The 12,487-nt window shown below is 37.6% G+C and carries 12 protein-coding genes; 2 read left to right on the top strand and 10 right to left on the bottom strand.

Translation table 11 applies throughout. The features are described 5' to 3' along the window. Positions 1-36: 36 nt before the first annotated feature. The 7 genes from N7Z68_RS16625 to N7Z68_RS16595 all read right to left on the bottom strand — a co-directional run bounded on the left by N7Z68_RS16625 (position 37) and on the right by N7Z68_RS16595 (position 6,970). The gene (locus tag N7Z68_RS16625) at positions 37-2,190 is read right to left on the bottom strand and encodes a transglycosylase domain-containing protein (RefSeq protein ID WP_373323169.1); all 2,154 of its coding nucleotides are present in this window, start codon (positions 2,188-2,190) and stop codon (positions 37-39) included. 144 nt (positions 2,191-2,334) lie between these two features. Next, positions 2,335-2,967, bottom strand: a complete 633-nt coding sequence (locus N7Z68_RS16620; RefSeq protein WP_275119597.1) for a response regulator transcription factor — start codon at positions 2,965-2,967, stop codon at positions 2,335-2,337. A gap of 48 nt (positions 2,968-3,015) precedes the next feature. Next, the gene (locus N7Z68_RS16615; RefSeq protein ID WP_275119596.1) at positions 3,016-4,062 is read right to left on the bottom strand and encodes a sensor histidine kinase; all 1,047 of its coding nucleotides are present in this window, start codon (positions 4,060-4,062) and stop codon (positions 3,016-3,018) included. Continuing rightward, positions 4,062-4,868 (bottom strand): cell wall-active antibiotics response protein LiaF, encoded by an 807-nt coding sequence (gene liaF / locus N7Z68_RS16610; protein WP_275119595.1) that lies wholly within the window; start codon positions 4,866-4,868, stop codon positions 4,062-4,064. Before liaF ends, N7Z68_RS16615 begins: the two co-directional genes overlap by 1 nt. Before the next feature lie 42 nt (positions 4,869-4,910). After that, positions 4,911-5,765, bottom strand: a complete 855-nt coding sequence (locus N7Z68_RS16605; RefSeq protein WP_275119594.1) for a DUF4097 family beta strand repeat-containing protein — start codon at positions 5,763-5,765, stop codon at positions 4,911-4,913. Between the two features lie 105 nt (positions 5,766-5,870). Further along, positions 5,871-6,539, bottom strand: coding sequence for a PspA/IM30 family protein (locus N7Z68_RS16600; protein WP_275119593.1), 669 nt, complete (start codon positions 6,537-6,539; stop codon positions 5,871-5,873). A gap of 11 nt (positions 6,540-6,550) precedes the next feature. Beyond that, positions 6,551-6,970, bottom strand: a complete 420-nt coding sequence (locus N7Z68_RS16595; RefSeq protein ID WP_275119592.1) for a LiaF transmembrane domain-containing protein — start codon at positions 6,968-6,970, stop codon at positions 6,551-6,553. Between the two features lie 300 nt (positions 6,971-7,270). Between N7Z68_RS16595 and N7Z68_RS16590 the strand changes: the two genes are divergently transcribed. Next, on the top strand, positions 7,271-7,987 hold the full coding sequence (locus N7Z68_RS16590) for a cytochrome c biogenesis CcdA family protein (protein ID WP_275119591.1): 717 nt from the start codon (positions 7,271-7,273) through the stop codon (positions 7,985-7,987). A gap of 84 nt (positions 7,988-8,071) precedes the next feature. Further along, entirely contained in the window at positions 8,072-9,259 is a 1,188-nt protein-coding gene (locus N7Z68_RS16585; RefSeq protein WP_275119590.1) for a M20 metallopeptidase family protein, read from the top strand. A gap of 321 nt (positions 9,260-9,580) precedes the next feature. On the opposite strand, the gene N7Z68_RS16580 is transcribed toward N7Z68_RS16585, so the two are convergent. The 3 genes from N7Z68_RS16580 to N7Z68_RS16570 are packed head-to-tail and all read right to left on the bottom strand — an operon-like array spanning position 9,581 to position 12,299. Further along, on the bottom strand, positions 9,581-10,309 hold the full coding sequence (locus N7Z68_RS16580) for an EcsC family protein (protein ID WP_275119589.1): 729 nt from the start codon (positions 10,307-10,309) through the stop codon (positions 9,581-9,583). 29 nt (positions 10,310-10,338) lie between these two features. Then, positions 10,339-11,559 (bottom strand): ABC transporter permease, encoded by a 1,221-nt coding sequence (locus N7Z68_RS16575; protein ID WP_275119588.1) that lies wholly within the window; start codon positions 11,557-11,559, stop codon positions 10,339-10,341. Beyond that, complete coding sequence (locus tag N7Z68_RS16570) at positions 11,556-12,299, bottom strand: ABC transporter ATP-binding protein (RefSeq protein WP_275119587.1); 744 nt, start codon at positions 12,297-12,299, stop codon at positions 11,556-11,558. The genes N7Z68_RS16575 and N7Z68_RS16570 overlap by 4 nt, the downstream gene beginning before the upstream one ends. Positions 12,300-12,487: the final 188 nt, after the last annotated feature.

Here is a 12,487-nt window from a genome sequence, read left to right as displayed (position 1 = left end):
GAAAGAACTGACACCTTTTTTAAAATGATGCTGATATTAAAAACCAAATGGACCTGACACAGATGATAGATTGGATGCTGGCCCTTCTCGGTCGGTTAAATAATCATACGGGACAACGAAGTATTCGTGCAGTCGGAATAAGTTAATACTTCTAACTAGGTATTCACCGCTCCCATCAACGAAACCAATTTTTTGAGCACCTTGTTCATTTGTGACTTCATAAATATGATAGCGAACTCGTTCATCAGCTGCTGGTGTCCACGATAACTTCACACTTAAAACCCGTCTGCCTCCAAAAACTATTGAAGCGTTAAGGTCTGAAATTTTCTCAAGGTGAATTGCCGGTTCAAGATCATTTACTGCTATTGACTTTTCAAAACGGTCGGTTTTAAGATCATCAGGCAATTCATTCAAGATGTCTTTAAATAATGCTGTAGGATAGCTGCTCCCACCTTGTAAGTAGGACGTTTCTGTCGTTCGGTCATGACCCATCCATACGGTTCCTACTACTTTTGGTGTGTAACCTGCAAACCATGCATCTCTTGTCCCTCCACTTACAGCTGTAAACGAAGTTGTCCCTGTTTTTCCTGCTAACGGTTCACTTGTAAATCCAGAAGTACCCGTTCCTTCATCAACTACTAATTCAAGCATTCTCGTTAAGTACCAAGCTGTCTGTTCTGAGAATACTTTTTGTTCACTATTTTCAATATTTACAAGAAGTTCGCCATTACGATCATACAACTCTTTAATAAAATAGTGATCTGTGTACGTTCCTTGATGAGCAAGTGCTCGGTAAGCTTTTGTAATTTCAAGAGGAGTATATCCTTCTGTCATTCCTCCTAATGCTAGAGCCAATCCATTATCTTCAGTATTCAGACCGAGTTGCTCTAGGTATGTTTTTCCTCGGTCGATTCCTAATTCATTAAACAACCAAACAGCAGGTGCATTTAATGAATGTGTCAGCGCATCGACCATTGGTACTTCCCCTCTATACTCATTCGTAAAATTTCTCGGTTCATATCCATCATAATCAAGTAGTTCATCGGTTAACATCGAATATGGATGATATTGCCCTGTTTCAATCGCTGGTCCAAAAATAGCTAATGGTTTAATAACCGATCCTGGCTGACGTTTTACATTCACTCGGTTAATTCCTTTGCTCACGTACTCTCTGCCACCTTGTACCGCAAGAACACCGCCCGTTTCAACATCCATTAAAACAATCGAACTTTCGACGTTAGGATCTTGGCCAGGGAAAAATTCATTTTGCTGGAACTTTTCATAAACACTTTCTTGCAGTTCCGTTCTCATCGGTACAACGATTGTATATCCACCCGTTAATAACTCTTCGTTTGAGATTTGATATCGTTGTTCAGCTTCATCCAGAACCATATCGATATACGTTAAGTATTCTTCTTTTTTACTGACTGTATTTCGCTGCACTGAAACTGTTTTTCCCTGCAGCCGAACAGCTTCTTCTGGTGATAAATAGCCTCTTCGTTCCATTACACTTAGGACAACATCTCTTCTTTGTTTACTTCTTTCAGGATAGGTAATCGGCGAAAAAGCATTGGGTGCTTTCGGAAGCGCTGCTAATAAAGCTCCTTCTTCGATCGTCAGCTCACTGACATCCTTATCGAAATATAGTTTAGAGGCTGCTTGAATGCCGTAAGCTCCATGCCCAAAGTAGATGCGGTTTAAATAAAATTCTAGAATTTCTGACTTACTATATTTATGTTCTAGATTCATCGCAATAAGGACTTCTTTTGTCTTCCGCCAGAACGTTTTTTCATGACTGAGGAAAGTGTTTTTAGCAAGTTGTTGCGTAATCGTACTTCCACCTTCAACTTTAGCGCCTGCTCGTATATCTCGATATAAAGCTCTAGTGATCGCTCGAAAATCAATACCTTGATGGTCATAGAAACGCGCATCTTCTATGGCTACAAACGCATCTTGTACATGCTGAGGTACTTGTTGAATAGAAACTAATTGCCGATTCTCTATAAATAATTTCGTTAATAAATTCCCATCTTCATCTACTAATGAAGATGAACTGTGCATGACTAGCTTTTTATCATCAACGACGTAATTCCCGGCTAATATAATTGAAAAATAAATAATAAATCCTAAACCGATCGCTACTAATAAAACTAGAATACTCAAAAGTAGTCGTTTTTTCGTCATAATCATCACCTTTTGTCGAAACCGATTAAGTGTAATTATAATATAGTTTTACTTCTAATTAAAACAATGAGCGTGAAATCAACATTATGGAAATTGCATATGACTAAAGAAAAAAACTGCCTAAGTATATTCAATACCTTAGACAGTTTCTTAATTTACTAGACCATGACGATGTGCATAAATGGCTATTTGCGTACGATCGTCAACATTTAGTTTCGCTAATATATTACTTACATGTGTTTTTACTGTTTTTATTCCAATGTATAACTCATCTGCAATTTCTTGATTCGTCTTACCGATCCCGATTAGCTTAAGGACATCTAATTCTCTTGGTGTTAATTCCTCATGCAGCAATTTCTTTTGCTGGGTTCGCATTCGTTGCATCATTTTATTCGTCACTTGAGACTCAACAACTGATTCACCTTCAAATGCTGCCCTGATTGCCTGGGCAATTTCAGGCGCTCTTGTCGTTTTTAATAAATAACTAAAAGCTCCTGCCTCGATAACAGGATATACTTTTTCATCATCAACAAAGCTTGTTAGCACGATTACCTTCACAGCCGGCAATTGACTTGTAATTTGCTTTGTCGCTTCAATCCCGTCCATCACTTCCATAACTAAGTCCATCAAGATAACATCCGGTTGTAATTGTAATGCAAGTGCTACACCTTCTTTACCATTAGAAGCTTCTCCTACTACTTCTATATCTTCTTCCGTTGATAGGTATGCACTTAACCCCATCCGGACCATTTCATGATCATCAACAAGTAAAACTTTAATCAAATCCATCCACCTCCAACTGCATTTAGATAAGAATTATATCGCTCTATACTAAAGTGGAACGAGAGGAATCATCGCTTCGACTTGGGTTCCTTTATTAGGGATTGATATAATTTCTAACGTCCCTCCAATTTCAGTCACCCGCTCTTTCATCATTTGTAAACCGTACGAGCCCATTTTTTGACCACTAAATTCAAAACCAATTCCATTATCGATTATTTTTAATCGAAGTTGATCATGGATTTGTCTTAATTGAAACTCAATTCGACTAGCTTTTGCGTGACGCAAGATATTCGATAATGCTTCTTGTACAATTCGGAACAGTTGATCTTCTATTCCTTTTGGTATCGGATTCGTTTTTTCAATTTTTGCATCAATTTGTAAGCCATGTTTCGTTTTTATTTCAACGAGTAACTCTTGAATTCCTTCCTGTAAATCCTTACCTTCAAGATGGGACGGACGTAAATGTAAGAGCAGGGCTCTCATTTCAGATTGTGCATTCGAGGCCATTTGTTCGACCATTTCAATTTGTTGGGCTGCTTTTTTAACATCCTTATCTAAAGTGTGCGGCAATGCTGCTGTCATCATGGATATCGCAAATAGTTGTTGGCTGACCGCGTCATGCAGGTCTCTAGCAAGACGCTGCCTTTCTTCGTTTATCGCAGATTGTTTGATCGTTTCCTGCCACTCTGCTCGTTCCGTTGATAACTTTTGTAACGATATGACCTGGCTTTCTACTCTTTTTACCATTTCATTAAGCTGTTTCCCTATCAATCCTACTTCATCAGCACCAAGATCCGGGAAGCGATACGAGAAATTCCCCCGCTCTAATGACAATGTTCCTTGTTGTAAGATTTCTAACCGTTTTTTCACCTTATCTCCAGCAAGATAGCCAAAAGCACCGCCAATGAATATGGCTATCACCGGGATAACCAGAAGTATAGGAATTCCGAATAATTTCTTTCGCAGCAGGACGGCCAGCCCCTCTGCTTCCCCATATGTTAAAATAAAAACAGCAAATAAAGCCGTAAGTAAGCTGATCCAAATCGAATTTCGAACCATTTGCCATTGAATATTAGCCAGAAGAACTCGTTTCATTACACGTACCTCACATCTATATCTCCAATGAGTAGTGATAACACAAGCTTAACTCGACGAGGAGCTTGCTTGTAATCTTTAGTAGCAATTGCAATATTACGATTAATTCCACTTTGCCTGCTGTCTAAAATATCTAAATCACCGACGGTAACCATAGCTTGGACAGACAGATCTAAATCGTAGGGAACGTAAACATCGATATCCCCAATCCAACCATGAATAACAATAACCGTTTCACCTTCTGGAATAATTGCTTTGGAAAGATCGATTTTGATATCGCCAATCCCATTTCGAATGTTCATATCTTGTAATTCATAACGGTCTGACAGTAACCTGAAATCTCCAATCAGTGCACTTCTAAAAGAAGGTGTAGTATGAACTTTTTTTACCGGTTCCTCTTGTTTTGGTTTCTCTTTTGTGAAGGGAACGTCCTCTACAAGTTCATCCACTGATTTTACAAGTTCATCAATTTCTCTATCAATCGTATTGTCATTGACCCCATTGTCTTTTGCTTTTTCATGCCCGGTTAATAATTTGTATCCAAAGTATATAAATACAACAGCAATAATAATACCAGTAATATTAACGCCTACTACATTGTCGAAGAACGTAACGAAGCTGATTAATAAAAAAATGATACTTAACCATCTATGACCTTTCCGGTAAAAGAATAGACCGATAACAAAGAAAATAAGGGGACCGATTAACAACCCTAGATGAAAGTTAAATCCTATTGTGTTTAACAATGCACTAAGTCCAATGAGGATGATAATAATACCTATGATTACATTTCTTGACGTGTGCATTCTTCGTTCCTCCTTCCTGTAAACATTGCTTTGTTTTTTCACTTAATCAATTTTAATATCGCCTATTGTTGTTGATACTTTAACTTTCTTCTCACCATTATTGACAACACCTTTATACGTCTTCCCGCTTTGTTCCAGCATAATTGGAATATTTATAGAAACATCACCTAATGTTGTGCTTGCATTAAGTTCAAAAGATGGTTCAGGAATCAATAGCCTGACATCTCCTGCAGTCGTCTGCAACTCAATGTCACCATTTTCTCGTTCATACTCTACTGTAATACTTCCTGCTGTGTTTGTCCCTTTTAAATCTCCTGTAAATCTCTCTATTTGGAAGTCACCTGCAGTTCCTTTTATCTCAGTTCTTACTGAATTTAAATCATAAGCATGAAAGTCGCCTGCCGTACTATGAAAAGTAAGGTGATCAATCGAACCTGTTAATCCTTTAACATCGCCTGCTGTCATTTTAATATTTAACTCTGCCAAGGTAAGCGGTGATTGAAACCTTAAATCGCCAACTGTATTTTCAATCGTGACCGACCTCGTATAATGATCAGGAATAAGAACATCTACAGATGACTTACTAGCATTAAAGAACTGCCATCTTTTATTACTTTTTATTTCTATTTCTAAGATCGATTTTTTTGATTCTGACTGGATGTGATAATTTGAAGAGTTCCCTTTTACTTCCAACATTAGTTCTTCACCCGGATACTGACGAATATTTAAATCTGCGACAGATGTAGTAATAGAGAGCTTATCATAACCATTATTGATATTAATCCCTTGTTCGTTGACAGTACTCGTTCGATTAGAGCTTATTAACGGTTGAAAAATGGTACTAAAAGCGATTAAGATGCCGATAATAATAAGCAATACTCCTAAAGGACGTTTCACACTTTCACCCTCCCTTTTCAAGTCATCTTCATTTTACTATAGCTATAAGAAAGGAAGATAGGAGAATTTTCCTTTTCTCCTATCTTATTTGCTATGAAATTTACCTTAGACTGTTGTTTGGGAGCGGATTTTTTCTTTAAGTGTATTCAATTCATGTTCAACCGCTTCATTATATTCGAATTCAATCGTTTGACTGTTTAATAGAACATCTCGTTTATTTCTGTTTAGGTTAATGGTCGTTTCCATTTCAAAGATTTTGCGTTCCATTCTCTCAAATCCTGCTTGAGCTTTTTCATGATCAAAACGGTCCATAGCTTCATCCATCGATTGTTTTGTCTTTGCAGCATTAGCTCGAGCGATTAAAACTACTTTTTTATCTTTCATTTCTTGATACTTTTCTCTCATTTCATATAACTGATCTTTTAACTCAGCTATTTTTTCATCATTTTGTAAGCAAACTTCCTCATAATAGGATACCTTTTCTTCATATTGTTTTTTTGAGAGTAAGGCTTTCTTGGCTAACTGTTCCTCTCCAGCTTTTAATGCTAGTTCGGCTTGTTGCCCGCGTTTTTCCATCAATTCAACAGCTTCGTTTTTTTGTTTTTCAAAATTTGCTTTAATTGTCATTTGCTTCGTAATTGCTTTTTCCGCTGCAACGATCTCTTTTTCCATGTCACGTAAGTACTGGTTCAACATCACAACTGGATTTTCTAATTGATCCAAGCCTTCATGAATACTAGCTACCGTTAAGTCGCGAATTCGTTTAAATATCATCTTTATTCCTCCTAAGATTTCAAATGATTTTTTTCTAAAAATTTATTCCATTCTTCATCGAAAGCATCTTTGCTTGTTTGAGATGCATCTGATGTTGAAGCTGCTACTTCTTCGTCTTGGTCAACCACTCTTTTCGTTTTCTCACCTGTAACTAATCGATAACCAAAGTAAATGATCATCGCCGCAATGAAGATGCCGGTAAATATATGAAGGTGACCAATGGCAAGAAGTAATCCAAAAATTAAAATGGCCATTCCGAGTAAATTAGATCCGTGATCTGACTTCATTTTTCGATACCCATAAATAATGAGGAGTACCGATATCGCTAATCCAATTAACCCTCCAATTTGAATACCTAATGTTTGTAAGAAAAGATTCGCTCCAATAAAGAGTAGAATAATTCCTACTATCGCTTTACCAGTCCAATTCATTTCCTCGCCTCCTTTGTCTTAAGCTACCTTTATTGTAATCAGTAAAAAGTGAAGCGATAACGAGCATGAGAACGGTTTTACAATCCGCCTTGAGGCGGATTGTTTTTCAGACCAACTTCACAAATACTACACATTTTTTAAGTATCATAAGATTGTAACGTCCATTCATTTTCTTCATTTAGGGAAAATCAGTTATAATGACGGTATTACATGAATACTTGTCTGCCTATTTCATAGACTCCTTAAAAGTGAGAGGTCGAACTGAAAAACGAAAGTGCAATTATTAAACGAGGTGAGATGATGACAGAAATTACAATATGGTTAGCCTTTTTCGCAGGAGTTATTTCCTTTTTATCTCCTTGTGTCTTCCCATTAGTACCTGCTTATTTAGCACAACTAACAGGAACATCAGTAAGTGACAATCAAGTACAAGCAGATCGGTCCTTAATCCTTTCACGAAGTATTGGATTTATTATCGGGTTTACTATAATTTTTGTAATGCTCGGGGCATCTTCTACGTTCATTGGAAGAACATTTCTTGAAAATCAGCAATTGATTCAACAAATCGGCGGGATTGTCATTGTTGTATTTGGATTGCAAATGGCTGGGATTATTTCGATATCGATGCTTCTAAGCGAAAAACGTTTTAATAACACACCGAAGAAATCAACAAGCTTTGCAAATTCTGTATTTTTCGGTTTATTTTTTGGTGCAGGCTGGTCACCGTGTATTGGACTCGTGCTATCGTCAATTCTTTTATTAGCGATGGAATCTGAAACGATGTTTAGAGGGATGTTTATGCTGTTCATTTACTCCATGGGGCTTGGAGTTCCATTTATTCTTGTCGCGTTATTATGGTCGAGATCACTTGACAAGCTGCGTAAATTAAACCGTATCCTTCCTAAGATCCAAAAAGCCAGCGGATATCTCTTAATCATTCTTGGGATCTTGCTATTCACTGGAAAATTTGCAGCTATTGCAGCTTACTTAACTCGTTTTCAACTGTTTAACCTCTAAAACATTAGAATTAGAGGAATATTTCGATCGTTTCTCGAAGTATGATGTTAAGAAAGCCATTTTCTTAGTGTTGGGGTGATAGTCATGAAAGAACTGCTTAATAAAGGGTTGGACGCCATTTATTCAGAAATGGTTGATATGAGAAGATACCTGCATCAATATCCTGAGCTTTCATTTCAAGAGGAGAAAACTCCAGCGTACATTGCTGAATTTCATAAAAATCTTGGACATGAAGTTAAAACAGGAGTAGGAGAACGAGGAGTAGTTGCCATTCTTCGCGGAAGTAAGCCGGGAAAAACGATTGCTCTGCGTGCTGATTTTGACGGGTTGCCGATCCAAGACGAGAAAGAGGTTCCATACAAATCAAAAGTAGACGGCGCGATGCATGCATGTGGTCACGATGGTCATACCGCTAGTCTGCTCGGTTTAGCTAAAGTTTTTAACAGTATGAAAGAGCAATTGTCAGGGACGGTTGTATTTATCCATCAACATGCAGAAGAGTATGCTCCAGGCGGGGCGATTGCCATGATCCAAGACGGTTGTTTAGACGGAGTGGATTATGTCTTCGGAACTCATCTATGGGCAACTGAACCATTAGGAAAAATTCAGTATCGAAAAGGCCCTATCATGGCAGCAGCTGACCGGTTTGAAGTCGAAATTCACGGCCAAGGCGGGCACGGTGCCATGCCTCATCTAACCAAAGATGCAGTGGTCATTGGTGCTCAACTTGTTACGAACTTACAACAACTTGTGAGCAGACGAGTGGATCCATTAAAGGCAGCCGTATTGTCTATCGGTTCGTTTCAGGCACAAAATGCGTTTAATGTTATCGCTGACTCAGCTAAATTGATTGGTACTGTTCGGACCTTTGATGAAGACATCCGTACTAAAATGGAGCAAGAGATTAAAAGAATAATAGACGGTACGACTTTAGCTGCTGATGTTTCGGCTACTTATCACTATTTTAGAGGATACCCAGCAGTTGTAAATCATGATGAGGAAACCGAAGTTGTAGCAACAGTCGCTAATAAAGTACCCGGCGTCTACGAGGCAGAAAACATGGATCCGCAAATGGGTGGAGAAGACTTTGCCTACTATCTTCAACATGTGAAAGGATCGTTTTTCTTTACAGGTGCTAGAAACCCAGAATGGAATGTTGCTTATCCTCATCATCATCCAAAATTTGATTTTGATGAAAGAGCAATGCTAATTGCAGCAAAAACGTTAGGTCATATTACGTTACATTATCTTGGTAATGAAGATAAAGAGTAACGGTATAATATATTACCATGCCATATTATTTGAGATTGAGCGTTTTCACTATTGAGGTGGAAACGCTCTTAATTATAAAGAAGCCTGATGCTGCTCATGTTTCATATTAGCGGACTCTGTTGTCAGATTGTAATTTATGCAATGTGGTGAGCAGTAAAAAGAAAAAAGCATAATAAAACGCGAAGTAGTTTCCGATACGTTACGAAGACCACTTTCCTTGTATTTCTTCCTTGCTTTGTCCTTCATCACAATTGTGAGTGTACGAACGAAAAAATAGCATACCAATCACTATGTTAATTGATATGCTATTTCATATTCTTTTTACAGTTTCAATAACCTCATTCGATATCCATTTTTAGCGGTTTCCCCGAGAACATCCAAAAAGTGATAGTTAGCTGCCGCACCGACAATGGCTCCAACCCCCGGAATAAGCTGGAGCATTTTTACTAAGTCGATGTGGTCACGATATTCAAGTTGGAATTCCTTCCAATTGATGTTTTCTAAATACTCTTCTTCTGTAGGGATCGTATGAACATACGCATCCCAGTTAGAAACGATTTCATACACTTCTTTACGTTTCTCCTCGCTTGAAAATGCCAATTGAAATAAATAAAGAATAAATAAACGTTCCCTGAAATTATTTACATCATAACCATAACAACTTGCTGTTTCAAATAGGAACTTCATTTTGATCCCTAACAAAAGCGGGAAGTCAGCCATTCCTAACAGGATACCACCAGCCCCAGTACCCGCACCTTCTACTGCAGCTGTTTTTTTATACTTTTTAATTGCTTCATCCACTCGACGTTCTCGCTCTTCAAAGCTTGTATGATCTATTCGTTTTACCGAAGTTGTATATTCTGATCCGATCAAAGTCGCATGGACCATCTTTTTTATACTAGTCGTTACGACGTGATGAACTTTCTCAGGAATGATTTGATTCATTTTGGTTTGTAATCGTTTCGCCAATCGTCCTGTCATGGATTGACGTTTTTCCATCTTTTTTTGCCAGCTCCGAAGTTCATCTTGAACTCTAACATCTACTGTCATCTAGACCTCCTCCCTCCCAACAAGCGTAATTACCTTACATTCACTTTTCTATGCATCCAATGAAAGCTATATGCATATGAGAATGCAAGTCCAAGTGGTAATAGGATAAGTGTTACCATATTAACTTCAGCAAACATAACTAATAGTGCAACAAGCACCGTTGCTTTAATTGATAGAAGAATAAATATTAATCTTAAAAAAGACTGCTGTCGATCTTTTGCCTGTATTGGGTATAAGTCAACCCATATCGCTTTGTAGAAATGCTTCCAAAGCGTAGATAATTGCAGTCCCGACATGTAAATAAATACAAAATACAAGAGATACCGAACGATTCCATCAGGCAGCACTAACAAAATAATCGTGCCCACAATGATCAGTCGAATATATATACCGAAGTAATCATTAGAACGAAGAAAAGCTCTCGTATATAAATAGTCAAACGTATGCTTATGCTTGTATGGAATTCTAGTTACAATCGCATTTGCCCACCGTCTCTTCTTAAATGAACTTTTTAAACTAGGAACATCCGTAAACATATTAGCCACTCGGAAAAAGAGAGTTAGCATTTTATTTTCAATTGAAAGAAGTTGTTCCCACTTTATACTATGGTTCCTTTGCAGCTTTCGATAATAAATCAAATACACGCCTAACATAATAACCGCTACTGCTAATAAGAAGACCCAGCTGCCTTCTACAAATAAGAAAAATGAAAAGCTGGCATTCATTGCAACACGCAGCACGATATGATAAATTCTTTCTCTTGAAGAAGCTAACCGCTGCTCTTCGAAATGACAGAGCAAGTTCCATACCTTTGCCCCAGCTAAAATAAGTAACACGACTAAAAAGTAGGAAAATGAACTATTAATTCTCTCTGCAAATATTGGAGCTAAAATAAAGAAAATAACGATCAGCGTAAAGTTCTGTAAAATGCTAGAATATATGATTGAAGAGCGAAAATAAGGTTGCAAGCGACCTTCCATAGGCAATAGAAAAACTAAATCGCCTTCTTTTACAAATGTTCGAACTGCACCTCTCGTCAATAAAAACGTACTCACGATCACAAAGAACAATACTGCAGGAAATGTCTGAGGAAGCCAATCTAGAAAATGACGATAATAATAACTGCCTACAATAATTAACAGGTAGATCGTAAACAAGAAGCCGCTATTCCCAATTAGACGTAAATATCTTATAGCGATCTCCCAGTAACTCTTTAAACGACTACTCCATAACTGCCCTACATCTTTCATTGGCTATCATCCTTTGTCGCCTCAATATAAATATCATCGAGACTTCCATTCGGCATGTTTAACTTCGCTTGTAAATCTTGTAACGTCCCATATAAAATAACTCTTCCACGGTGGAGAATAATAAACCGATCACAGTATTTCTCTGCTGTTGCTAAAATATGTGTGGACATTAGGACACTTGCCCCGTTCTCTTTCATTTCAACTGTTAAGTCTAAAAATGATTTAATACCGACAGGGTCTAAACCAACAATTGGTTCGTCTACAATATAAACGCTAGGGTTTACTAGGAAAGCGCACATAATCATCACTTTTTGTTTCATACCTTTGGAAAAGTGACTTGGAAACCACCGTTTCATTTTATCCATTTTAAACTCTTTAAGTAACGCTTCTCCTCTTACTTGTAATGTTTTTTCATCCACATCATAAGCCATTGCCGTTAGCTCTAGATGTTCCCATAATGTTAATTCTTCATATAAGATCGGAATCTCTGGTATGTATGCTAAAGAAGCGCGGTATTCATTTGGTTGTTCTATAAATGAATGTCCATCTATCGTAACACTACCTTTTATAGGTTCCATCAATCCAAGAATATGTTTAATGGTCGTACTTTTACCAGCACCATTTAAGCCAATCAGGCCGACAATTTCCCCTGGATGAACTTCAAAACTTACATCATGAAGAACCGGTTTACTGGCGTGATACCCACCCGTTAAGTTTCTAACATCCAATACTTTTCCCACTAGTCTATCCCTTCCTTTTCTATCCGTTTATATAACATCTTGCACATATTAACCTCAAAAATGATTGTATCTCCTCAATTCTATTACCTTATTGTACCAGATATTCAGCCGTTAAACGATGATCATACATGAATAAAGAGGCTCTACCCTACGGTAAGTATTAGGGAAACAAAAGATAGGTGCATATT

It is taken from the genome of Alkalihalobacterium chitinilyticum (assembly GCF_029028005.1).
GTDB lineage: Bacteria > Bacillota > Bacilli > Bacillales > Bacillaceae_F > Alkalihalobacterium > Alkalihalobacterium chitinilyticum.
Note: the sequence above shows the minus strand (reverse complement) of the source record. Positions and strands in the feature narration are given on the sequence as shown.